General features: G+C 61.6%; 21 protein-coding genes, 1 tRNA gene and 1 pseudogene. 7 read left to right on the plus strand and 16 right to left on the minus strand.

The annotated features are described in order from the left end of the window. The 4 genes and pseudogenes from NKJ91_RS30155 to NKJ91_RS30170 form a co-directional block, all read left to right on the plus strand. Positions 1–183 (plus strand): annotated as a pseudogene (locus NKJ91_RS30155) (IS701 family transposase); the annotation flags it as partial. A gap of 510 nt (positions 184–693) precedes the next feature. Further along, a complete protein-coding gene (locus NKJ91_RS30160) occupies positions 694–1,659 on the plus strand; it encodes a phospholipase D family protein (protein ID WP_352458439.1) in 966 nt (321 codons plus the stop codon). Next, on the plus strand, positions 1,656–1,892 hold the full coding sequence (locus NKJ91_RS30165; RefSeq protein ID WP_352458440.1) for a hypothetical protein: 237 nt from the start codon (positions 1,656–1,658) through the stop codon (positions 1,890–1,892). The genes NKJ91_RS30160 and NKJ91_RS30165 overlap by 4 nt, the downstream gene beginning before the upstream one ends. Positions 1,893–1,943: 51 nt before the next feature. Then, on the plus strand, positions 1,944–2,444 hold the full coding sequence (locus tag NKJ91_RS30170; protein WP_352458441.1) for a hypothetical protein: 501 nt from the start codon (positions 1,944–1,946) through the stop codon (positions 2,442–2,444). Between the two features lie 285 nt (positions 2,445–2,729). On the opposite strand, the gene NKJ91_RS30175 is transcribed toward NKJ91_RS30170, so the two are convergent. Both NKJ91_RS30175 and NKJ91_RS30180 read right to left on the minus strand, forming a co-directional pair. Beyond that, on the minus strand, positions 2,730–3,023 hold the full coding sequence (locus NKJ91_RS30175) for a hypothetical protein (protein WP_352458442.1): 294 nt from the start codon (positions 3,021–3,023) through the stop codon (positions 2,730–2,732). A 136-nt stretch (positions 3,024–3,159) separates the two neighbouring features. Then, positions 3,160–4,482 (minus strand): hypothetical protein, encoded by a 1,323-nt coding sequence (locus NKJ91_RS30180; protein ID WP_352458443.1) that lies wholly within the window; start codon positions 4,480–4,482, stop codon positions 3,160–3,162. Between the two features lie 555 nt (positions 4,483–5,037). On the opposite strand from NKJ91_RS30180, the gene NKJ91_RS30185 reads away from it, so the two are divergent. Further along, entirely contained in the window at positions 5,038–6,789 is a 1,752-nt protein-coding gene (locus NKJ91_RS30185) for an adenylate/guanylate cyclase domain-containing protein (protein ID WP_352458444.1), read from the plus strand. Between the two features lie 190 nt (positions 6,790–6,979). Here NKJ91_RS30185 and NKJ91_RS30190 read toward each other — a convergent pair whose 3' ends face one another. From NKJ91_RS30190 to NKJ91_RS30235, 10 genes are all read right to left on the minus strand, one after another. Next, positions 6,980–8,695 (minus strand): DUF6538 domain-containing protein, encoded by a 1,716-nt coding sequence (locus NKJ91_RS30190; RefSeq protein WP_352458445.1) that lies wholly within the window; start codon positions 8,693–8,695, stop codon positions 6,980–6,982. A gap of 97 nt (positions 8,696–8,792) precedes the next feature. After that, positions 8,793–8,877: transfer RNA gene (locus tag NKJ91_RS30195), tRNA-Leu, on the minus strand. 73 nt (positions 8,878–8,950) lie between these two features. After that, a complete protein-coding gene (locus NKJ91_RS30200) occupies positions 8,951–9,571 on the minus strand; it encodes a 2,3-bisphosphoglycerate-dependent phosphoglycerate mutase (RefSeq protein WP_352451888.1) in 621 nt (206 codons plus the stop codon). A 59-nt stretch (positions 9,572–9,630) separates the two neighbouring features. Then, on the minus strand, positions 9,631–10,464 hold the full coding sequence (gene dapB, locus NKJ91_RS30205; RefSeq protein ID WP_023678962.1) for a 4-hydroxy-tetrahydrodipicolinate reductase: 834 nt from the start codon (positions 10,462–10,464) through the stop codon (positions 9,631–9,633). Beyond that, a complete protein-coding gene (locus tag NKJ91_RS30210) occupies positions 10,461–12,320 on the minus strand; it encodes an ABC transporter ATP-binding protein (RefSeq protein WP_352458446.1) in 1,860 nt (619 codons plus the stop codon). The genes dapB and NKJ91_RS30210 overlap by 4 nt, the downstream gene beginning before the upstream one ends. Positions 12,321–12,439: 119 nt before the next feature. Beyond that, entirely contained in the window at positions 12,440–13,465 is a 1,026-nt protein-coding gene (locus NKJ91_RS30215) for a glucokinase (RefSeq protein WP_352458447.1), read from the minus strand. Between the two features lie 121 nt (positions 13,466–13,586). Continuing rightward, positions 13,587–14,681, minus strand: coding sequence for a penicillin-insensitive murein endopeptidase (mepA, locus tag NKJ91_RS30220; RefSeq protein WP_502903648.1), 1,095 nt, complete (start codon positions 14,679–14,681; stop codon positions 13,587–13,589). A gap of 56 nt (positions 14,682–14,737) precedes the next feature. Further along, positions 14,738–15,646: an SDR family oxidoreductase gene (locus NKJ91_RS30225; RefSeq protein ID WP_352458449.1), complete on the minus strand. Its 909-nt coding sequence runs from the start codon at positions 15,644–15,646 to the stop codon at positions 14,738–14,740. Continuing rightward, positions 15,643–16,803 carry a tRNA epoxyqueuosine(34) reductase QueG gene (gene queG / locus NKJ91_RS30230; protein ID WP_352458450.1) on the minus strand — a complete coding sequence of 387 codons (1,161 nt, stop codon included), beginning with the start codon at positions 16,801–16,803 and terminating at the stop codon, positions 15,643–15,645. The genes NKJ91_RS30225 and queG overlap by 4 nt, the downstream gene beginning before the upstream one ends. Further along, on the minus strand, positions 16,784–17,476 hold the full coding sequence (locus NKJ91_RS30235) for a glutathione S-transferase family protein (protein ID WP_023678968.1): 693 nt from the start codon (positions 17,474–17,476) through the stop codon (positions 16,784–16,786). Before NKJ91_RS30235 ends, queG begins: the two co-directional genes overlap by 20 nt. 162 nt (positions 17,477–17,638) lie before the next feature. Here NKJ91_RS30235 and NKJ91_RS30240 point away from each other — a divergent pair, with 162 nt between their 5' ends. Both NKJ91_RS30240 and NKJ91_RS30245 read left to right on the plus strand, forming a co-directional pair. After that, a complete protein-coding gene (locus NKJ91_RS30240; protein ID WP_023678969.1) occupies positions 17,639–18,445 on the plus strand; it encodes an undecaprenyl-diphosphate phosphatase in 807 nt (268 codons plus the stop codon). Positions 18,446–18,539: 94 nt separating this feature from the next. After that, entirely contained in the window at positions 18,540–19,790 is a 1,251-nt protein-coding gene (locus NKJ91_RS30245; protein ID WP_352458451.1) for a flavin-containing monooxygenase, read from the plus strand. A gap of 307 nt (positions 19,791–20,097) precedes the next feature. Here the strand turns inward: NKJ91_RS30245 and NKJ91_RS30250 are convergent, their stop codons facing one another. The 4 genes from NKJ91_RS30250 to rsmI form a co-directional block, all read right to left on the minus strand. Continuing rightward, on the minus strand, positions 20,098–20,334 hold the full coding sequence (locus NKJ91_RS30250; protein ID WP_254817997.1) for a metallothionein: 237 nt from the start codon (positions 20,332–20,334) through the stop codon (positions 20,098–20,100). A gap of 83 nt (positions 20,335–20,417) precedes the next feature. Further along, positions 20,418–21,374, minus strand: a complete 957-nt coding sequence (locus tag NKJ91_RS30255) for a complex I NDUFA9 subunit family protein (RefSeq protein ID WP_352451880.1) — start codon at positions 21,372–21,374, stop codon at positions 20,418–20,420. A 204-nt stretch (positions 21,375–21,578) separates the two neighbouring features. Next, a complete protein-coding gene (locus NKJ91_RS30260) occupies positions 21,579–21,956 on the minus strand; it encodes a YraN family protein (protein ID WP_352451879.1) in 378 nt (125 codons plus the stop codon). Continuing rightward, a partial coding sequence (gene rsmI / locus NKJ91_RS30265; protein WP_352458452.1) for a 16S rRNA (cytidine(1402)-2'-O)-methyltransferase occupies positions 21,949–22,547 on the minus strand: 599 nt, incomplete at its 5' end. The genes NKJ91_RS30260 and rsmI, both read right to left, overlap by 8 nt.

A 22,547-nucleotide genomic window follows, 5' to 3' on the forward strand; every position in this document is an offset into this window, starting at 1 on the left:
ATGACGATGATCGCCTACGCCTTCCTGCAATCTCGCCGCCTCAAACAAGCGGGAGGGGGAAAAAAGAATCCTCGGCCCGCCGCCCCAACCGAGCCTACCCGCCGTCAGGCAAGCCATCCTCACCGCGCTCGCGCAGCCGCCCCCAATCCGTTGTCCCCACTGCCGCAGAACCCTCTCCGCTAAAAATCTGCCAAAGTAGTGCTAGCACTACTTTGCCGCCACTGCTCTATGCGATCGCAAAGGGACCCCACATGGACGTCAAAGAAAATCGCCTCGGATTCCCGATCCGGCGTAAAGCTCGGGTGGTCATTCTCGTCAGATTGCCAGGTACCCAAATACTCACCATCCCGAGTGAAGACAGTACCATCATCGAGCAAGTTAATCTTCCATCGAAGCATTGAAGGACGTATCCCTTTTGCATGCAGCGAGTATCGATATCCGGCACCCATATTAGGGACAGCCAACCGTTAGCTTCCAGCAAATTCCGGTTTTACGCCGCTTCTCGGTCGTTCGAGTTGTTTGTTTGCCGGCCTGAAACCGTCGGAAATGGCGCATGATCCGAACCGCGAAGCGGGTCTTCTTTGGCTATTCTTTAAAGCGCGTATACTGAAACTGTACGCCGATCTGGGAGGATCCAGCTAAGCGTGGCCGAGAGACGAAGCAAGGGCAAGGCGGAGCATGCAAATATCACTGGTGGACGCGAAATCGACCGCGCGCCGTCTCTCGGCGCTCATCGAGGGGCAGGATCGTATTTCGATCGCGGTCGCTTGGGGCGGCATCATGCCGCTTGCCGAGACGCTCCCCGCGAACAGAAACAAATATGAATCCGTCCTTCTAGGCGTTGACTTCTCCGCGACCGATCCCGATCTCATCGACTGTTTCGTCGACATTCCGAACGCCTTCGTTGCGAAGAACCGCCCGGGCTGCTTCCACCCCAAGATCTTCTACTTTCAGTCCGGCACCAAGGCTGAGACGATCGTCGGCAGTGCCAATTTCACGAAGGGTGGCCTCGGCCCGAACCTGGAGGCAAGTGTCTACGTCAAAGGGGCGGCTAACGATCCCTTCTTCGAGCAAGTCCGGCAGCAGCTCGATCTCTACAAGCCGCTGCGCCTCCCAATCACTCAGCCATTGGCCGACAGTTATCGCCGCCAATCTAAGGCTGCCGACAGCACCCCGAGGCCCAAAAATCCGGTGCTGCCGGGCGAAGGCAAGGACTGGAAAGGCGTCAATTCACCGCTCGGCATCATGCCATGGACGGAGTTTGCCAAACTCGCCCGGCAGGACCTGCATCACGACTTCACAAAGCGTATGAAGCTGGTACGCGCGTTCCAGCAAATCTTCTCCAAGACGCGCTCATTCGCCAACCTGTCAGCGGCCGAAGCGAATGGCGTCGCGGGCGTCCTCGGTCGTGTAGAAGCTGAGGGTGCGGGCCTCGACGGTCTGGATTGGGGCTGGTTCGGGTCGATGGGAGGTGCAGGCACGTTTGCCGAGCTGATCGGCTTGGAAGACCAGGCGCTGGCTGCAGCGCTCGACGCAATCCCGAAGCGTGGGGACCTCACCAAGGCACAGTTCGACTACTACGTTGCGGCATTCACGACGCCTTCGCGGGATCCTCGCGAACCGCGCGTCTTGCTCCGGCAACCCGGCTCCTCGCGATGAAACGCCCCGACATCTTCGTCTGCATGAACGGTGGCAACACGGCAGGCCTCGCCGCTGCACTTGCGTTCGCGCCCACCACGATCAAGCTCGAAAACTACCGGGACCGGGTGATCGAGCCGAGCCAGCAGTCGCCCTGGTACAACGCCCCGCGCCCGACAGGACGGGAGATGGAGCTGTGGGACGCGCGCGTCGCTATGCTCGATGCTATTTACTACCGACCCAAGCCCACGTGAGGCGTCTCACCCGCAAGGCCGAGCCGCGCCCTCTTTGAACGAGCAATTCTTATGGTTGAAAACGAAACATATCCCTGGTCCGGTGTCTTCGGCGAGCTCAACTCGGACGACCAGCTCTCGGTGGCTCGGCTCGTGGACGAGGGCGGCGCCATCGAAGGCAACATGGAGGAAATTATCCCGCGGCTGAAACGGACGCGGAAGATCGCGCTACTTCGCGTCAAGGCAACCGATCGCATCGTTGGCGTTGCAGCGCTGAAGGCCTCCAACCAAAAGTATCGGGAGGATAAGTTCGCCGCTGCTGGCGTTCCGATCGCCGGCTACGAGACTGCACCGGAGCTGGGTTATGTCGTAGTCGCCGAAGACATGAAGGGCAGACGGCTCTCGGGCGGCCTTGTCGACGCGATCGCCAAGGAGATCCGTGAGCCTGCCTTCGCCACGACCGACAGCAACACCATAGGGAACAACCTTCAGAGGTCAGGGTTCACCAGGGTGGGGCAGGAATGGCAGGGCCAAAAGGGCGCATTGTCGCTCTGGACAATCACTCCCCGCTGAGCCGGGAACGTTGCTCCCCTAGCGCTGCGTTCCACAAGTCTGTCCTTCGTTAAACTGGCGACGAGGATGTCGGCTTCCCCAGGTGGTATACGGCCCCAGCTTCTCATGCCTATATTGTTTCTTCTTGGCAGCTTTGGCCAAAGGAGAACGACGATGGGTATTCGATCTGACCGTCCGATATGAGCTTTGGCGACCCCGAAAGCGGATAGGCACCTTCCGCCCCCCTAGCGGGCCGTGATTTCCCAAGGACGGCTAATCTCGGTGAATGCGAAATTGCTCACCCAACTATGAAATCCCATTAGTCAGAGAGTCAGACACTGACACGCGAAACGATAGTAGGCGATACAGAGGGGCGGAGGTATGCGCCGCCGCCCCCATGATAGGCCGCATTGCGAGTTCATAAGCCGCCAGCACGATATCCGCTTCGGACTGCAACAGCTCGTTGACATGAACGAGCATGACAATGCGATCTTCCAGCCTTTGGCTGCGCGCGCGCTCTGGCGCTGACTCGCTGTGCTTGAGGCTGCGGAGATAGCCGCCTCCGAAGCTTGGATAGATGATGAGCGAATAGCGCGCCATCAATTCGATAGCGTTACCACAAGTATCAATGCAATCCTATTATGCAGCGGGTGATCGAGCCGCAGTTCAACGGCGGCGCAGCGAAGCTGCTCGGCAAGCAGCAGGATTTTGTCCAAAATAACTCCCATGTCGACTTCTATGATTGAAGCCATTTGTCATAAATGGACCTGGATCTGGTCGGTATGCTACTGGCTTGAAGAGATTGAACAATTGCTTTGAACTTCGCCCTGCACCGGGGGTGAGAAGAAATGCGTCCAGCTAGAACTGTGTGAGACGAAACAAGTTCGAACATTACTTGTATCTCCCGCGGCGAAAATCCTTTGATCATCTGCATATAATAAATGTCTGCGGCATTGGCCGTGCCATAGGGGTTGCCGACTGAACAAGTTAGGACTGTTTCAACAAACTCTCGTCTCACCGTCTCTGGTATTTGGTGTCCTTCGGACAGATTGGCGACGCGTTCGGCAAAAGGACCTTCATTGTAGAAATTGTTTATGCCCTGATGAATGGTCATTAGGTTTTTGCAGGCAGCAGAAATAAGCGCGTGGCGCTCTGTTTCGGAAAGAAGGCCGATAATTTTAAGATTTTCAAAAAATGCCTGCGAAGCCTTGAAGCGCTCTTGTTCGCCTTTCGCCTGATATTTGTGATGCTGATTTATGAGCAATGAAATAGAGCTCGGCGAAAATGAAGGAGAGAAATGATTGCAGACGCTAATGGCTGTAACCCTTGAATGCTCTTCTTTTGAAGGGTCACAGTATATGCCATGGAGCATACCGAATATAGCATCGCGCTGAGCATTGAAGGTCTGCGTAATACGATGGCACCATATTTGCATCTGTTCTGGCGAAAAACCGCTGGCATTTAGCGCGGTCATGAATTCCTTGATATCCACACCCGCCATGTTTTGCTCATCGCTGAGCGCGTGGCGGCTGCATCGGTTAAGGAAACTAATGAACTCATATTCATCGATATTGCCGATTACGGGGTGGGCTGCGGAAAAGTTATTTCTGATGTCGCGACACTGGTCGAGCATGAAGTAGCCCGTCTCGGATATCAGATTCAATTTCAGGCAAAGAGTCAGCAGCTCTGCGTCCTGCATGTCGAGCAGCTTCTTCTCATCGAAGTCCTTATCTATAATTTGCGGAATGATATGGATGCCGAAGCGACGGACTTTATCGCGCAATTCAACGACAGCTGCGTTCCAAGCATAGTTTATCGCAGAGTCGAAGAGACCGGTAGCGACTGCCACGCACATGCGCATGACGCCCTCTGTCCGCAGGTGCGGTGGGATATTGCTCAGCAATTGGGGAAGATTTTGCCACGCGTTTTGAATCTGGCTATCCGAAGCCAGCACCGAACGATCTATGCCTAAGGCCGAAGTGAGAGCGGCCAGCATAGGCGCAGAAAAAGTTGCGACTGAAGGAAGCTGTACGGGACTTAACGCAAGCTGGTTTGCCATTTAATTTTCTCTCCAATGACTTACGCAAAGTCCGTGACATTCCCTTAACACCCCACGCAGAGGGTCGACAGACTCGAATTGGAGTATTGCCTGAACTAGCGCTGGCGAATCGCCGCAGCGAAGGTTTGTTTAAGCGCAATGTACAGACGCGCCGTTCTCCACCTGCTGGTGATGGCGGCTGCAAACGGCCAACTGGGGACTCTGCTGTCGCGAGCAGACGGTCCCCACTTGGACCCAAGAATTGCAGGTTGAATGACCGGGAAGGTGCGACCGCCGCCTGACGCTCGAGGGCGACCGAACGGCGGCTATCGTGTGACGATTACCCGGAAGCTGACATTCTGCAATCATGACCCACAAGGCTACCTGTCTGAAAAGCGCCTTTGGCGCATCGGCCCGATTGTGATCGTGCAACCGCTCATCGAGAGAGGTCACTCCGTTCACTACCCAAAGCTGTGCTTCTTCGTCCGTATGCGGAACTGATTGGAGGGTATCTCGCTGGCCACAAACTGCGCGGCATCCGTCCGCAGCTGTGATAGGTTCGGGTATGGGCATGCAATGACCGAAGTACGCAAGCTCGCGGCAATCCTGGTGGCGGACATCGTCGGCTTCAGCCGTCTGACGGCGAGTGACGAGGATCGTACGCTCGCTCGCATCCGCACGCTGCGAAGCGACCTCGTCGATCCGACCATTGCAGTTCATCGGGGTCGGGTCGTGAAGAGCACCGGCGATGGCGTGCTGTGCGAGTTTCGGAGCGGCGTTGACGCGGTCCGCTGCGCTATGGAGCTGCAGGTAGGGATGCTCGAGCGCAATTCCGGATTGCCGGCAGAGCGTCGAATTGAACTGCGCATCGGTATTCATATCGGCGATGTTGTCGAGGAAGCGGATGGCGACTTGATGGGCGATGGCGTCAATATCGCTGCTCGTCTGGAGGGCATAGCGAAGCCAGGAACCATCTGCCTGTCTGAAGATGCCTACCGTCAGGTGCGGAGCCGGCACGACCTCGCGATTTGTGATCTCGGCGAGAGAGTCCTTAAGAACATTGCTGAGCCGATGCGTGTTTATGCGCTGGAGGTCGGTACGCCTGCGCGTCGCGAGCCACCTGTCTTAACCGGAGCCACACCGGCCTCGCTCGCGCTTCTCGACAAGCCGTCCATCGCCGTGCTGCCCTTCATCAACATGAGCGGCGACGCCGAACAGGAGTTCTTTACCGACGGGCTGACAGAGGACATCATCACCGATCTCTCCAACGTACCGGGCTTCTTCGTAATCGCCCGCAACTCCACCTTCGCCTACAAGGGCAAGCCTAGTGATGTCCGTCAGATCGCTCGCGATCTAGGGGTCAAGTACATACTTGAGGGCAGCGCACGGCGATCCGACAAGCGTTTGCGTGTTAACGTGCAGCTAATCAATGGGTCGGAAGGCGGCAATCACATCTGGGCTGAACGGTTCGACCGCGAAATCGCCGACATCTTCGACGTTCAGGACGAGGTCACGCGACGCGTTGTTGAAGCGATTTCTGGCAAGCTCAGTGAAAGGAACATTGTTGCCCGTTCCCGACCGTCAAATCTCGAAGCCTATGATCTTTGTGTTAGGTCGCGAGGCAAATGGAACATTTCGAGATCAGACAACAGTGAGGCGTGTGCTGATTTGGAACGTGCCGTTCAGATCGATCCAAACTACTGCGAAGCGCACAGCAATCTTGCCATCTCACTGCTATTTGGCTGGATTATTTGGGGCGAACCACCGATACCCGCCCGCGCAAAGGCTCTGATGCACGCACAACGGGCCGTGGAAATCGATCCTGGCGATTCCCACGCTCGCAGGATTCTGGGCTGCGTTCAGCTTAATGAGCGCAATTGGGATGAAGCAAAATTCCAATTCGATGCTGCCGTTCGGCTAAATCCCAACAATGCAGATGCGGTTGCATGGATGGGGGAGCTTCAAATCTACTTAGGCAAGCCGGAAGCGGCGCTGACCGCTTGTGCAGAGGCGCTGCGTTTAAATCCTCGTCCACCCGGTTGGTATTTCTGGATCATGGGAATGGCGCAAATTTCCGCCGGTCACTACGAAGAAGCTGTTTCGTCCTTGAGCCGGGAAGAAACCTACGGGACGGGTTCGAGGGAGCATCTGATTGCCGCACTTGCCCTTGCCGGCCGCGTTTCTGAGGCACAGAAGGAAGCCCGCCTATTTCTTGCCGGCAACCCAAATTGGAGGTCCGCTGATTGGGCGGCGAACTCACCCTTTAAGAGCATGAGCACTGCGCAGCCGTTTGTTGATGGCTGGCGTCTGGCGGGCCTGCCGGACTAGGCGTATTTCGGCGGTGGTGAAATACCCGCACGCCACGGAGCGAGGCCTGCGAAAGCGCACTATCGCCCGGTCCATCTCTGATTTGCCACCCCGGTTCCGGCCCAAACGCTACGTCTGAGTAGTGGTTCGGCGATGATGCTCTTGGCGCAATCATGAGGTTGCGAGCTTGCTCCAGCGCAGACGTGTAGCTCTAAGCATCTAAGGACACGCCGCGGCGCGGCGGCAGTTCGATCTTCTCGAGCGCTGATGCCATCAGCGCCAAGCCGATATGCCTGTACACACCCGAGGAACTGCTGTTGGTGTGGCCTTGGATAGCGTCTGCCACGCTGTCAGAAATGCCAACCCTTGACGCTTCGGTCTTGAACCAGTGCCTCAGCGCGTGATTGGGCGCTTTGCGTGGATCGGAAAACCCGTTCGCTCGAATCCATGTGGCCAGCCGGTTGGCAACGCCCTTCGAGGCGTGCTTTCGCTTTGGATCGCCTGACGAGCGGCCATAGAAGAGCGGACCCTGTCCCTTCTCTGCCACGAATTCCAGGAATCCAGCTGTAAGGAGTGCCGGGTGGATCGGCACCGTCCTTTCGCTTTCGGCATTCTTGAGGCTGCCGGCATCGCTTGCGGGCATGATCTTGACGACCTGGTATCCGTTTTCCTCAAACACATGACTGCCGTGGAGCTGCGCGACCTCCCCAATTCGAGAGCCCGTCGCGGCGGCCAGCCAGGGGAGCCACTTCTTCCAAGGGTCACAAGCATTGCTGGCCAGGTCCAGCAGACGAGCCACCTCTTCGCCGCTGTAGCCCAGCATCTTTTTGCCCGCCTTCATCTTGCGCGTGAGCTTGACTCGCTCGCAGGGATCGGCCGCCGCCAGCTTGTTCGCCACCGCAAACCTGAACAGCGCACGGGCGCAGCCGAGATAGCCTCGCGAGATGGTTGCCGCCGCCTTGTCGGCTTTGACGAGCTTGTCTTTCCAGCCGACGATATCTTCGGCGGCGATGCAATTAATGTCGTCCGCCTTGTCGCCGACGAATGACTTCAGGTGGCGCATGATGCCGCGCCAGCTGGACAGTGTGCTGGCACTCGGATCGGTTTCCGCCTCCCAACGCTCGAAGACTTCGTCGAGCGAGATCGGCTTGGCGGTTGGTACCGGCGGCAGGGAACGGCCCAAGCTAAGCGCCTCAGGATTTTCCACCTGCCGAAAATTGGCTGCACGAAGATCGCCCAGCGAAGGATCAGGCTGCCCCTCGGCGATTGCCCGAAGCGCGTCGAGTTCGTCCTCAAGCATCAATCGGCCAAGAGCGATCGCATCCGAACGGCTGATTCCGGCAATGCGGTTCTCTGCGATCGCGACGAATTCACCAAGGTTCCCGGTCGCCCGCATGCTCTGCAAAGTCTCGATCCGCATCTGGAGACGAAAGCGGTTGATGAAGGCGATGACTTTTTCGAGATCGCCTTCGGCGACGAGGTGGTCGAAGTAGGTGTAAGCGTCCTCTTCGTCGTGCCCAAAGTCGGCCGGCACCGGCAGAGGTCCGAACTCGCCATGCCAGAACCGGGCGGGAGCTTCGGTCGCCTGGCTGAAGAGCGCCGCACGGCGGGAGAACTCACGATCGCTCGCCGCGATGGCGTGCTCGCGGGCAATGTCGAAGAAGCGAGCACGGATCGTTCGGGAGTCTGGTGGCGCAGCAGCGCCAAGATCGTCGCCGGCGATTTGTTCAGCGCGAATCTCGTCAAACCGGCTCTCCAGTTCGACGCTCTTGCGAGCGAGACGTGATTTCGCTGTTTTCAAATCTTTTGTGCGCAAGGACCGGACCACGATTTTACGCCCGTATATAGGAGCAATGTCCGTGGGAACCCAAATCCGGCAGTAAAAAGTGCCGCTTCGCGCCATCAACCGTTCGGGCAGTTTCGCCATTCTGTTCGAGCCCCGACTATAACAGTCACTGTTACAACTGGGCCGAACTGGAAAAGCAAAATCAGGACCTGAATGAAATCAGGTACTTACAAGATGATGGTGCCCAGAAGAGGACTCGAACCTCCACTCCTTGCGGAACACGGACCTGAACCGTGCGCGTCTACCAATTCCGCCATCTGGGCTGGTGCGCGCTCATTAAGCGGGCGAGGGATGAGTGTCAACGCGCTTTTTTGAAAGCCGCGTTCCTTCTCCGGCTCAATGCTCCAGCACTTCCTTCGACGCCACCGTGGAATCGGCGTTGAGCGTGTAGATGATCGGCACGCCGGTGCCGAGCTCGAGCTTGACGATCTCCTCGCCCGATTTGCCGTCCAGCGCCATGATCAGCGCGCGCAGCGAATTGCCGTGCGCCGCCACCAGCACCGTGCCGCCGCGCAGCACATGCGGTTGCAGATCGTGCAGGTAATAGGGCCAGACGCGCGCGCCGGTGTCCTTCAGGCTTTCACCGCCGGGCGGCGGCACGTCATAGGAGCGGCGCCAGACATGCACCTGCTCCTCGCCCCATTTCTTGCGCGCATCATCCTTGTTGAGGCCGGAGAGATCGCCATAGTCGCGCTCGTTCAGCGCCTGGTCGCGAATGGTCTCGAGATCGCTCTGGCCAACGGCGTCGAGAATATGCTGGCAGGTCTTCTGCGCCCGGATCAGCGACGACGTGAAGGCGATGTCGAATTTCATGCCGCGCGCCCTGAGCTTGGCGCCGGCCGCCTTGGCCTCGGCATGACCCAGTTCGGTCAGGTCGACGTCGCGCCAGCCGGTAAATAGGTTCTTCAGGTTCCATTCGCTCTGGCCGTGGCGCACGAGCACGAGAGTTCTCGACATATTTGCTCCTTCAAATCTTGTGGATCAGCCAAATCTTGTGGATCAGCCAAATCTGTGGATCAGCTTGTCAGGCCGAGCACGTCCCGCATCGAATAGAGGCCCGGCTTGCGGCCGCGCGCCCACAGGGCTGCCTTGACCGCGCCGCGGGCAAAGATCGCCCGGTCCTCGGCATGATGGGCAAGCGTGATGCGCTCGCCGGTACCGGCCAGCACCACACTGTGGTCGCCGACCACCGAGCCGCCACGCAAGCTGGCGAAACCGATCGAGCCTGCCTTGCGCACGCCGGTATGGCCGTCGCGCACGCGAACATCGTTGCCGGCAAGTGCTACGCCGCGCCCGGCAGCGGCGGCCTCGCCGAGCAGCAGCGCCGTGCCCGACGGCGCATCGACCTTGTGCCGGTGGTGCATTTCCAGGATCTCGATGTCGAAATCGTCGGCATCGAGCGCGCGCGCCGCCTGCTCAACCAGCACCGCCAGCAGATTGACGCCGAGGCTCATATTGCCTGACTTGACCACCGTCGCGTGCCGCGCCGCTGCCGCGATCCTGGCATTGTCTTCAGCCGAGCAGCCGGTGGTGCCGATGATATGGGCGATGCGCGCCTGCGCCGCGTAGCCGGCGAATTCGACGGTCGCCGCCGGCGTGGTGAAATCGAGCACGCCGTCGGCCTTGGCGAAGGCCGGCAGCGGATCGTCGCCGATCGCCACCTCGAGCCTGCCGACGCCGGCCAGCTCGCCGGCATCCTTGCCGATATGGGGCGAACCGGCCCGCTCGATGGCGCCGGCGACGCGGGCGCCCGGAATCGTGTGGATGGCGCGGATCAGCGCCTGGCCCATGCGGCCGGCCGCGCCCACCACCACCAGGCCCATTTCACTAACGGTCGGCGTGTCGCTCATGAATGTCTCCCGGCCGCCTTTTTCGCGCGGACATTTTGCGCCGCAGTCTGGATTGGCTTGCCGTCGTCGACAAGCCCCAGCCCTTTCCTGCCTTGCACCCGATGGAACCGCGCATAGACGCTGTGCGGGTCGGCCATCAGCGAGGCATGCGTGCCCTGTTCGACCAGCCGGCCCTGCTCCAGCACGATGATATGGTCGGCATTGACCACCGTCGACAGCCGGTGCGCGATGACAATGGTAGTGCGCCCTTCCATGACATGGGTCAGCGCTTCCTGGACGCGGGCCTCGGCCTCGTTGTCGAGCGCCGAGGTGGCTTCATCGAGCAGCAGGATCGGCGCCTGCCGAACGATAGCGCGGGCAATCGATACGCGTTGGCGCTGGCCACCCGACAGCGTCACGCCGTTCTCGCCGACGGGCGTGTCGTAGCCTTGCGGCTGCTGGCGAATGAAATCGTGTGCCGCGGCCTGTTGGGCGGCGCGTTCAATCTCTGCGTCGGTGGCGCTCAGCCTGCCGTACCGGATGTTGTCGCGGATGGTGCCTTCGAACAGATAGGGCTGCTGCGAGACATAGGCGATCGAGCCGCGCAGCGAATGCTTGGTGACCTTTGAAATGTCCTGGCCGTCGATTTCGATGCTGCCCGACTCGACATCGTGGAAGCGCTGCAGCAGCGCAACCAGCGTCGTCTTGCCGGCGCCCGAGGCTCCGACGATGGCGGTCACCTTGCCGGCGGCGGCGACAAAGCTCAGATCCTGCAGGACCGGCGCCCCTTCGACATAGCGGAAGGACACGTTGTTGAAGCGCACTTCGCCAGAGGTGAATTTCGCCTCGGCGGCTCCTGGCACGTCACCCTGCTGCGGCTCGAGGTCGAGAAGCTCGTAGATCATGCGCGCATTGACCAGCGACTTTTCCATACCGACCTGCATGCGCGCCAGCCGCCTGGCCGGATCATAGGCAAGCAGCAGGGCGGTGAGGAAGGCAACGACGGCGCCCGGCGGCTGGCCGCCGACGGTCGCCCGGTAGCCGGAATAGGCGATGACGCCGGCGACGGCGAAGCCGGCCAGCATGTCGGAGATCGGCGTCAGCCGTTCCGAGACGCGGGCGATCTTGTTTGCCCGCTGCTCGGCGAAGGCGACGAGGCCGCCGATGCGGCGCGACAGCTCGTCTTCCAAGGTGAAGGCCTTGACGATAGCGATGCCTTGCGTCGCTTCCTGCATGGCGCCGATCAGCCGCGAGTTGATCTGCACCGATTCACGCGTGATGCGACGCACCCGACGCATCAGATAGGTCACACTGTAGATCAAGGGCGGCCCGATCAGCAGCGACATCGCCGAGAGCACCGGGTCCTGCCAGATCATGACGCCGACCAGCGCGACAAGCGACACGGCATCGCGCGCCAGCGATGTCAGCGTCATCGACAGGAGATCGCGGATGCCGTTGACGTTCTCGTTGATCTGCGCGGCGAGCCGGCCCGAGCGGGTGTCGTTGAAGAAGCCGACGCCGAGCTTCATTAGATGGTCGAAGATGCGGCGCTGGTAGCGCGCCACCAGATTGTTGCCGATCTTGGCCAGCGTCACTGCCTGGCCGTAGCTGGCCAGCCCGCGCAGCATGAAGGCTGCCAGGATCGACACGCTGATCAGCGCGATAAGATCGCCGCGCTGCTTATAGAAGATCTGGTCGACGACATCCTTCATGATCCAGGCGGTGAAGGCGGTCGTCGCCGCGATCGTCACCAGGCACAGCACGGCAAGAACATAATACCAGCGATAATCGCGGCTGTTTTCGGCGATGATGCGGCGGATCACCGCCACGATCTCGCTGGGACGGACTTTCCCTTTGGTTGGTGCTGGAAGTGTCAAGTTGGAGCGCTTTGTGGTTTCGGTTCGGCCGGGCTGCAATTCGGCAACCTCTTAACGCCCCGATGGCGGCTTGCCTATGGCCGGGGACGGCGAAACTTCGTCGCGGCGCAGCTTGTGTCCTAGACCCGCCAGCGCCGCCCCGCCGTCTGCACGCCGAACAGCGACGGATTTCTGGCATAGGCGGCCAGCCCTAAAAGCGCCGCCAGCGGATGGGTGATGACATAGACCGGCATGCTGCGCATCAGGGCGCTGTGCGGCGCCTTGTCCTCGAAGGCGGCGCGGAAATTGCCGGTGCGTAGTGCCGGCAGGATTTTTTGCGCGATGCCGCCGGTGAGAAACACGCCGCCGCGGCTCATGAACACTAGAGCGAGATCGCCGGCGGTACGCCCCAGGCAAGTGACGAAGATCGACAGCGCCTCTTCGGCCACCGGATCGTTCTTTGCCAGCGCCGCGGCGGTGACCTCGGCAGGCGTTGTAAAGGGCGACGGCTTGCCGTCCGCCTTGGCCACCGCCCGGTAGGCATTGACCAGGCCGCGCCCGGACAGGATCTGTTCGCCGGAGATGCGGCCCTCGAGCTTCTCGATATGCGGAAACACCTGGAAATCGCGCGGCGAGCGCGGCCCGATATCCATATGGCCGCCCTCGCCGGGTACCGGTATCCAGTGATGCAGCGCATAAACCAGCCCGGCGACACCGAGCCCGGTTCCCGGGCCGAGTACCACCCGCCCGGAATTCGGTTCCGGCTCGTCGCCGCCGATCTTTTCCATATGCTCTTCGCCGAGCGCGACGACAGCCAGCGCCTGCGCCTCGAAGTCGTTGAGCACCACGACGTCGCTGAGACCGAGACTGGCGAACATCTGTCTCGGCTTGACGATCCATGGGCAATTGGTAAGCGGGATCTCGTCGCTTTCGACAGGACCGGCTACCGCCAGCACAGCTGAATTCGGCCGGACCGACGAGCGGTCGAGCACGGCCGACTGGATCGCCTCGTCTATCGTATTGAAGTTGACGGTCTGGACGATCGTCGGCTCGCCGGCCTCGGAATTTGCGTCGAGCACAATCGAGAAGCGCGCATTGGTGCCGCCTATGTCGCCGATCAGGATCGGAAATCGCAACAGAGTGTCGTCGTCGCTTACGCCTGGCATGCTCTCGTCCGTTCCCGACGCGTATCGCCGTTCTCTCGTTGACTAGCGCATGACCGCAAAAAGGGAAATCGGTTTTCGAAGTGGAGATGCACGGATGCAGACAGCAAACACGCTGCCCGCATCAGTGCCCCGGTCGTGGCCGCGGCAGCGGAATGCCGATCTCGGGGGTCGCCACAAAGGCGTTCGCCGAGGCCGGAAGCGCTGCCGCGCCGGCTGCGACCGTCGGCGGCGGCGAAGACTCTGCCGCGAGAGCGGGTTCTGCTGCGATCGGTACGCCGTCACCATAGTAGGTGACTGCTTCGGCCGAGGGCGGAGCCGGCGCGTCGAGCACGAACTGGCATTGTCTGGGCAGGTTCGCCATCGTCATCACGTCGCGTGCCTTCGGCTTGTCCGGGTTCTTGTTGGGGCGCCACGGCCCCTCGGTGAACCACCAGGCCAGCGCCTGGTCGCAGCCATCGCCCGGCGCCGTCGCTTCCTGCGCCTTGCAGTCGGGTGATCCAGCCTGGCAGCCGATGCGAATGTGGAAGTGGTAGTCGTGGCCCCAGAACGGCCTGACCTTGCGCAACCAGCCGCGGTCGCCTTTGACCGTGTCGCAGAGCTTCTTCTTGATCCCTGGATTGACCAGGATGCGCTCGACTTCGGGATAGCTCGCGGCACGCTTCAACAGCCGCGTGTGCATCGGCGTCCACAGGCCGTCCTTCACCAGATGGGTTTTTTCATCGACCATCAAGGTAGCGCTGATGTTTTCGCGCTCTTCGGCCGAGAGCTTCCGGTCGGGCATCGGCGTCAGCCAGATGTCGGCGTCGAGGCCGATCTGGTGCGAGGCATGGCCGGTCAGCATCGGCCCGCCGCGCGGCTGCGAAATGTCGCCGATCAACAGGCCCGGCCAGCCGTCGGCAGCGGCGTCGCGCGACAGTTTCTCGATCAGCGCGATCATTGCCGGATGGCCCCAGCGGCGATTGCGCGACGGTCGCATCACCTCCCAGTGCCGGCCGTCCATGGGCAGGGCGACGCCGCCGGAAAAACAGCCTTTGGAGTAGAAGCCGATCGATTGCGCTGCTGCGACCGCCGGCAGCCTTTTGGCGCCAAACAGGTCTTTTGCCCGTTCCTCGGCGCCCGCCGTCTGCGTTGCCGGCGCTGTCAAGCTGGCGACGGCCAGTGCTGCCGAAAGCAGCAGTGTTTTGCCGGGCAAGGCTCGCTTTAACGTCTTCCCCAAGCTGGACCCCTCCGCGATTTGAACCGCATCATACCACGCCCCGCGCAACGTATCGATCATGACCGTTTCATCGGGCTGCGCGCCTCGCCGTCGCGCCAGTCGCCGCTCGCCCACATGGCGTCGAGCGCCGAACGGTAGTCGGGGAAGCGAAACCCAAAGCCGGCCGCCTTGATCGCCGCGTTGGCGACACGCTTGTTCTCGCCGTAGAAGGACCGCGCCATGGGCGAAAGTTGGGCGGTCTCGAACGGAATTTCGGGCGGCGGCTCAATGCCCATCAATCGGGCGGCATAGGCGACGACGTCCTGCGGCGGCGCCGGCAGGTCGTCGGTGACGTTGAAGATGCCGCCGCGATTGCCTTCGGCCAGATGCCAGAGCGCGCCGGCAATGTCGTCGCAATGGATGCGGTTGAACACCTGGCCCGGCTTGACCAGCCGGCGGGCGGTGCCGTTTTCCAGATTGACCAAGGCGTTGCGGCCTGGCCCATAAATGCCGGAAAGCCGCAGGATCGCCACCGGCCGGCCGGTGTCGTGGCCCAGTTTCAGCCAGTCCTGCTCGGCGGCAACCCTCATCGCTGATCGCTTCGATACTGGCCGGCATTCGGCGGCCTCATCCACCCAATTTCCGCCATGATCGCCATAGACGCCGACGGTCGAGAGATAGGCGATCCATTCGAGCTCCGGCATGTTGGCCGTGACCACCTCGCGAGCCGCACCCAGCACCGGGTCGCCGGCCTCGTCCGGCGCGACCGAGACGACGAGATGGGTTGTCTTCCCAAGCGCATCGCCGATTTCGGAGGTCAGCGTGCCATCGAAACGCAGCGGCACGATACCGGCTTGCCGCAGCGCCGCGAATTTTTCCAGCGACCGTGTTGTACCGAAGATCGCTGTGTCGGCATCCTTGTTGGCGCGGGCAAAGGCCTTGCCCGAATAACCGGCGCCGAAGATGAAAATCTGCTGTTTGGTCACGTATGTGCCTCGATCGGCTTTGGCAGGGCCAGAAGCCATTCGCCTCTCACCGCCTCGTCATCTTCTGCTTGCAAAGCGGCTGCGGCACGTTCGGCAAACTCCCGACCCGGCACCAGCCGCGACAGCGCCCATACCGCAGCTCCGCGAACCAGGGGCGAGGCGTCGTCGAGCAGCGCGCGAACGGCGCCGGCCAGCGACAAGTCCTGGGAATTGCCGGCCGCTATCAGCACGTTGCGGATAAAACGGGCGCGGCCGATGCGCTTGATCGGCGAGCCCGAAAAAAGCACGCGGAAGGCAGCGTCGTCGAGGCGCAGCAGCTCGGCGATCGGCGGTTCGCGCAAGTCCGCGCGGGCGGCAAGCTTTGCCTCCGAAGCGGCTTGGGCGAACTTGTTCCACGGGCACGCGGCCAGGCAGTCGTCGCAGCCATAGATACGATTGCCGATCCTTTCCCGGAACTCATGCGGGATCGGTCCTTTGTTCTCGATGGTGAGGTATGAAATGCAGCGCCGCGCATCGAGCCGGTAAGGCGCCGGAAAGGCGTCCGTCGGGCAAACGTCGAGACAGGCGCGGCAGGAGCCGCAATGGTCGTCCTCAGGCGCGTCCGGCACCAGTTCGGCCGTCGTGAAGATGGTGCCGAGGAACAGCCAGGAGCCATGCGTTCGGCTGACCAGGTTGGTGTGCTTGCCTTGCCAGCCGAGGCCGGCCGCCTCGGCCAGCGGCTTTTCCATCACCGGCGCGGTGTCGACAAACACTTTCACGTCCCCGCCGGCGCGCGCCACGATCTTGCCGGCGATCTCCTTCAGCCGGCCTTTCATCACGTCATGATAGTCGCGGTTCTGCGCATAGGCCGAGATCGCGCCGCGGTCGCGCTTTGCCAGGATGTCGCGTGGGTCGTGGTCGGGGCCGTAATTCATCGCCAGCACGATGATCGAGCGGACCTCTGGCCAAAGCGTCGTCGGTTTGCCTCGCCGCTCGAGCGTTTCGGCAATCCAGCCCATCGAGCCGTGAAAGCCGTCGGCAACGAATTCGGCCAGCCGTTCCGGCGCCTGCGGAATCGCATCGGGCGTGGTGACGGCAACGGCGTCGAAGCCGGCATTCCGCGCCTCGCGGTCGATCAGCGCGCGCAGCTTTGCCGTATCAGAAATCGAGGTCCGCATAATGTGACACCGGCGACAGGCCGCGCACCCGGTCGGACAGAAGCGGCCGGAACGAAGGCCGTGATTTCACCCTTGTATACCATTCGCGCGCGGCGCTGTGTTCGCGCCAGTCGATCTCGCCGAGATAGTCGAGCACCGACAGTGCTGCCGCCGCCGCGAGATCGGCATAGGTGACCTTGTTGCCGGCCAGCCAATGACGGGTGCCGGCCAGCCAGTTGGTGTATTTCATGTGCTGGCGGATATTGGCGCGGGCGGCGCGGATCGCCGCCGAATCGGGCGATCCGCCGCCTGCCGTTTCCGGCATGACCGGCTTCAGAACGCGTTCGCGCACCAGATGCCGGGTAACCTCGCTTTCCGCCTTGTTGAGGTACCAGTCGGTCAGCCGGCGGATTTCGGCGCGCTCCATCGGATCCTCGGCGAACAGCCGCTTGTCGCGCTTGAGTACGCCGCGCGTCTCGTCGAGATATTCGGCAATGACCACTGCGCCGACGATCGGCACGTCGCCTTCGGCGAGCAGGATCGGCAGCGTGCCGGCCGGGTTCAACGCCAGGAACTCCTTGCGCCGCGTCCACGGCTTCTCTTCGATCAGCGCCAGTTCCTCGCCATACTCGCCAAAGGCGAGGCGAACGAAGCGGCAGCTGGCGAACATCGGATGGTGGAAAAGCGTCAGCATGGTCCCGCGATAATAGAGCGCACTGGCAAATCGCCGGCTGCGCCGGTAAGTCTTGGCCGCCCGATTCAGCGGGCTGTCAGGGTGCTGCGACCTATAGGGGGAGTTCCGCGCCATGACAAGCAAGCCCTTTTCTCAAGCCCTCACTCCAACGCCGAGGTTGCCATGGAAAGCCAGACCGTCGTCGAAGCGCTGCTGCTCGGCCTGCTCGAGGGCCTGACCGAGTTTATTCCGGTGTCTTCGACCGGTCATATCCTGCTCGCCGGCCATTTCCTCGGTTTTCATTCGACCGGAAAGGCCTTCGAAATCCTGATCCAGCTCGGCGCCATATTGGCGATCCTCAGCGTCTATTTCCGCCGTCTCTGGAAGATGCTGCTCGAGCTGCCCTACGATCGGCTGACGCGGCATTTCGTCCTTGGCATTCTCATCGCATTCCTGCCGGCGGCCATTATCGGCGCACTGGCGCATGATTTCATCAAGACGGTGCTGTTCGAATCGCCGCGGCTGATCTGCATCATGCTGATCATCGGCGGTGTCATCCTGCTGCTGGTCGATCGCATGAAGCCGAAGCCGTATTACCACGATGTCGAGCGGTTTCCGACCAGACTTTATCTGCAGATCGGGCTGTTTCAGTGCTTGTCGCTAATCCCCGGCACGTCACGCTCGGGCTCGACCATCGTCGGCGCGCTGCTGCTCGGCGTCGACAAGCGGGCGGCGGCGGAATTCTCCTTCTTCCTTGCCATCCCGACGATGGTCGGCGCCTTCGCCTTCGACCTGTTCAAGAACCGCAATGTGCTAAGCAGCGCCGACTTGCCCATCATCGCCGTCGGCTTCGTTGCCGCCTTCGTCACCGCGCTAATCGTCGTGCGCTTCCTGCTCGACTACGTCTCGCGCCATGGCTACGCGCTGTTCGGCTGGTGGCGGCTGGTCGTCGGCATCGTCGGGCTGGCGGGGCTGGCAATCTGGGGGTGAGCCGGCGCGGATAGCGCAATCCCAGCCGGAACTCTATTCTTGCCCGAAGCCGAGCCATACGATCTTGTGGACGTATGGTTGGCAGGGGGAATGCATGAGCGAAGTTCTTGACGCCCTCGTTATTGGCGCCGGTCCGGCGGGACTCGGCGTCAGTTACTTCTTGAAACGGCAGGACCGCGACCACCGTGTGCTCGATCGAGGCCGGATCGGCGAGACGTGGCGAACGCAGCGGTGGAACTCGTTTCGACTGAATTCGCCGACCATTCGCTCCATCTTACCCGGTGATTCCTACGAGGGGCCCGAGCCGTGGGGTGCGATAAGCCACCACGAATTTGTCGCGTATCTCGAAGGCTATGCCGACCGGCACCGCCTGCCGGTAAGCACCCAAACTCCGGTGCAAGAGCTGACGAGAGACGACGGGATCTTTCGCATCACCACGACGGACGGGGCATTTCTGGCGCGCAACGTGGTGATCGCCACCGGCGACCAGAATCGGCAGGTCCGGCCAGCAGGGTCGGCGGATTTGCCAACCGCAATTGGCCAAGTCGATTCCTCGGCTTATCGCAACCCGGCCGAGTTCGAGAGTGGCGCGGTGCTGGTGGTCGGCAGCGGCCAGTCGGGCGGCCAGATCGCCGAGGATCTGGCGTTGGCAGGACGTGTGGTCTTTTTGGCGACCAGCCGCAACGGCCGTTGGGTGCGGCGCTACCGCGGGGGCAACATACTTAAATGGCTGACGCTGTCCGGTTTTCTCGACGTTCCGCGCAAGGAACTCGTCCTCCCCTCCGGCAAGCTGCAGGCCCGCGCGCTGGTCGGCGCGACCCATACGATCAGCCTGCAATCGCTGAGCGCGCAGGGCGTGGTGCTGCTCGGCCGCTTCAGGGGTGTGGAGAACGGCAACCTCGTCTTCGGCGACGAGCTCGACGACCATATGCGATTTGCCGACGAAGTCTCCGCGAATGCCAAGCGCCTGGTCGAGGGGTACATTGAGCGCGCCGGCCTCGATGCGCCACTGGCCGAGGATGATCCGGCCGAGACGGTTGACCCGCGCTTGCCCGATCCTCCGATCCGCTCCCTCGACTGGACGGCAAGCGGCATCAGATCAGTGATCTGGTGCACGGGCTTCACCGGCGATTTCTCATGGGTCCGGCTCCCCGGCGCGCTCGATGCAGCCGGCCAGCCCGTCCACGAGGACGGCGTCAGCGCTATTCCAGGTCTCTTTTTCGCCGGCCTCGATTTCGGATCGACGCGGAAGTCGGGCACCATACCGGCCATTCCAGAGGAGGCGGCCGCCGTCGTGGAGCGACTTGTCCAAGCGGGAGCCGACTTGCCACGGAACGGCGTCTAAACGAGCCGTCGAACGCGGGTTCTTGAACGTGCAAGAACATGACAGCTCTGGCGCGATCAAGACGACGCACGCTGCCTTTTGTCGAAGCGCACCGACAATTTTCCGTAGTCCATTGGTGCGACAGCCAGAAATCGCGGGCACCTTCGATACGGGGCTCCGATTCGCGGCCGACTGCATCCATTGCCTCCATCAGCGTGCGGCGGCCTTGACCTCGGCTGGTCGTCGTCGTGCTGACAGCACTGGCCATATGGGATGAGCCGGCGCAGTCGTTCGGAATGGTCGACCTGGAGACGCCAAAGGAGGTGCGTCAAGGCGCACGATCGGTCAGCGCGCTCGCGCCTTCCTCCGCGGCGCAATGTGCGCAGCAGTAGATGATGTCATCCTGTTCGACGCCATGTCCTATGATCCGGCATCCGCAATGCGGACACGTCGGAGCAAGTTTCTGGACCGCGCATTCGAAGCTGTCGAACGTGTAGGTCTCGTCGGCCATCGTCACGTTGAAAGCCTTGTCGTAGTCATTCCCGCATTGATCGCATCTGGCCATAGTTCTTTTCCTTCTTTCACTGGCTTCAAGCTCGACCAACCTGTCGCGCGGCGATAGGTTCCCGCCAGGATCAGGGGGTCGTCCTAAGCCGGAGACGAGAGCGAGCCTACGCGACGGCGCTGTTCGATCACGCGGATCACCTCGTCAATATCCCGCGGCTCGATGTCGAGTTCCTTCAGGCCAGGCGCGTCGATTGCTGCCACATTGTCCTGACGCATAAGATCGATCTGGTTGCGCGTTATGGGGGCAGCCGGGAGGAGTTCCGCGACGCCAGCCAAGGCGTTCCATACCGCAAACGGCACCGGCATCAGCTTGACGTGCGTATCGAGCTGTCGGGCGATCTCCCGAAGCAGTTCCTTATAGGTATAGATACGCGGGCCACCGAATTCGAATATGGATGAACCCTGGGTTCGCCCGTCGATCAGCCGGCTCACTGCTTCTGCGACGTCTGCCACATAGACCGGCTGAAGCCGTGTGCCACCATCGCCGAACAGCGGATAGACCGGCAGGAGGCGTATCATCCTCACAATGGTCGTGAGGAAAGCGTCGTCAGGTCCTGTCATGACGGCGGGACGCACAATGAAAGCGCCGGGAAATGCACTTTCCACGGCACCTTCTCCGCGCCCACGCGCCCTTATGTAATTCGAATCCGATTGAGGATCGGAGCCGATCCCTGAAATCTGGACGAACTGGTCGATCGCGCGGTCGCGCGACGCGGCAGCGAGATCGGCCGCGGCTTTCACATGCACGCGTTCAAAGGTCTGGACGCCGTGCTCGACGTAAAGACTGACAGCATTCACGACCGCCTGTGATCCGGTAATGGCCGACCCGATCGAGGACGCATCCAAAATATCCGCCTCGACTGCTTCGGGCATCCTTGTAATCGAGGAAAAGACCAGGGGCACGCGAGCCGGATGGCGAGATGCGGCGCGCACCGTGAAACCTCTTTCCAGGAGCCGCTTCACAATCCTGCGCCCGAGAAAACCAGTTCCGCCGAACACGGTGACGATCCGTTCCGGGTTGAGATCGTCGGGATCCATTTGCCTCGCCATCCCTTTGTCCTCGCATAGCTGCCACGAGGACTGCCCTGGCCGGCATTTGAACCAGCCCGTCGAACATCAGGACGATTGAGGAACAACGCAGGAACGCTTTTGTTCCAGTCAGCGCTGGGCGGATGCTTGACAGATCGGCAAACCATGATCTGAACCGCAGGCGCAGCAAAACGGCCCCACTTCGAGAATGGCCTAGTTTCGCCCGTAAAACACATTCTCGACATGCACCGGCCAGCGCCACGGCAGTACCGCCACCATGTCGAAGCGCACCGATAATTTTCCGTAGTCGGATTGGCGCGACAGCCAGAAATCGGCGGCGCCTTCGATGCGGCGCTCCGATTCACGGCCGACTGCTTCCATTGCCTCCATCAGCGTGCGGCGCGCCTTGACCTCGACGATCAGCACCAGATCGCCGCGCCGCGCGATCAGGTCTATTTCGCCGAACCTGGTGCGGTGGCGGCGGGCCAGAATCCGGTAGCCTTTCAGCATCAGCGCCGCCGCCGCCAGCCATTCGCCGTGATGGCCGCGCCGGTAGGCCTTTTGCCGGCTGGCGCTCGGCCGTTCAGCCATCGCCGTCTCCGCCGGCCCCGTCTCTTCCGGCATTCTTGAGGTCGAGCAGCCGACGATAGAGCGCCTGCTTCTGGTTACCCGTCATCTTGGCGGCTTCCGCCGCTGCCTTGGAGGCCGGCATTTCGGCGGCGAGCGAAAGCAGAAGCCGGTCGATGTCGGCCGGTTCATCAGCGACCGCATCGGCCGGACCGACGCAGATGACGATTTCGCCTTTCGGCGTGTCGGCTGCCGCGTAGTGGCTGGCAAGCGACTGCAAGGTGCCGGTCCGCATTTCCTCGAAGGTCTTGGTCAGCTCGCGGCCGATCGCCGCCTTGCGGGCACCGCCCAGCACCTCGACCATGGCACTGAGCGTCTCGGCCAGCCGGCGTGGCGATTCGAAGAAGATCAGCGTTGCCGGCACCGCCTTCAGCGCTTCCAGCCGCGTCAGCCGCTGCCCGGTCTTCACCGGCAGGAAGCCGGCAAACAGAAAGGCGTCCGAAGGCAGGCCGGATGCCGTCAAAGCGGCAAGTGGCGCCGACGGTCCGGGGATCGGCACGACACGAATGCCACGTTCCAGCGCCTCACCGACCAGCCGGTAGCCGGGGTCGGAGA

The organism is Mesorhizobium sp. M0040, from assembly GCF_040323505.1.
In the GTDB taxonomy this organism is placed as follows: domain Bacteria; phylum Pseudomonadota; class Alphaproteobacteria; order Rhizobiales; family Rhizobiaceae; genus Mesorhizobium.

What these genes read in the sequence shown, in the direction of transcription:
- NKJ91_RS30165 (WP_352458440.1), top strand. Translation starts at nt 1,656, where the DNA reads ATGAAACGCCCCGACATCTTCGTCTGCATGAACGGTGGCAACACGGCA.
- NKJ91_RS30170 (WP_352458441.1), top strand. Translation starts at nt 1,944, where the DNA reads ATGGTTGAAAACGAAACATATCCCTGGTCCGGTGTCTTCGGCGAGCTC.
- NKJ91_RS30175 (WP_352458442.1), bottom strand. Translation starts at nt 3,023, where the DNA reads ATGGCGCGCTATTCGCTCATCATCTATCCAAGCTTCGGAGGCGGCTAT.
- NKJ91_RS30180 (WP_352458443.1), bottom strand. Translation starts at nt 4,482, where the DNA reads ATGGCAAACCAGCTTGCGTTAAGTCCCGTACAGCTTCCTTCAGTCGCA.
- NKJ91_RS30185 (WP_352458444.1), top strand. Translation starts at nt 5,038, where the DNA reads ATGACCGAAGTACGCAAGCTCGCGGCAATCCTGGTGGCGGACATCGTC.
- NKJ91_RS30190 (WP_352458445.1), bottom strand. Translation starts at nt 8,695, where the DNA reads ATGGCGAAACTGCCCGAACGGTTGATGGCGCGAAGCGGCACTTTTTAC.
- NKJ91_RS30200 (WP_352451888.1), bottom strand. Translation starts at nt 9,571, where the DNA reads ATGTCGAGAACTCTCGTGCTCGTGCGCCACGGCCAGAGCGAATGGAAC.
- dapB (WP_023678962.1), bottom strand. Translation starts at nt 10,464, where the DNA reads ATGAGCGACACGCCGACCGTTAGTGAAATGGGCCTGGTGGTGGTGGGC.
- NKJ91_RS30215 (WP_352458447.1), bottom strand. Translation starts at nt 13,465, where the DNA reads ATGCCAGGCGTAAGCGACGACGACACTCTGTTGCGATTTCCGATCCTG.
- queG (WP_352458450.1), bottom strand. Translation starts at nt 16,803, where the DNA reads ATGCGGACCTCGATTTCTGATACGGCAAAGCTGCGCGCGCTGATCGAC.
- NKJ91_RS30235 (WP_023678968.1), bottom strand. Translation starts at nt 17,476, where the DNA reads ATGCTGACGCTTTTCCACCATCCGATGTTCGCCAGCTGCCGCTTCGTT.
- NKJ91_RS30240 (WP_023678969.1), top strand. Translation starts at nt 17,639, where the DNA reads ATGGAAAGCCAGACCGTCGTCGAAGCGCTGCTGCTCGGCCTGCTCGAG.
- NKJ91_RS30245 (WP_352458451.1), top strand. Translation starts at nt 18,540, where the DNA reads ATGAGCGAAGTTCTTGACGCCCTCGTTATTGGCGCCGGTCCGGCGGGA.
- NKJ91_RS30250 (WP_254817997.1), bottom strand. Translation starts at nt 20,334, where the DNA reads ATGGCCAGATGCGATCAATGCGGGAATGACTACGACAAGGCTTTCAAC.
- NKJ91_RS30255 (WP_352451880.1), bottom strand. Translation starts at nt 21,374, where the DNA reads ATGGATCCCGACGATCTCAACCCGGAACGGATCGTCACCGTGTTCGGC.
- NKJ91_RS30260 (WP_352451879.1), bottom strand. Translation starts at nt 21,956, where the DNA reads ATGGCTGAACGGCCGAGCGCCAGCCGGCAAAAGGCCTACCGGCGCGGC.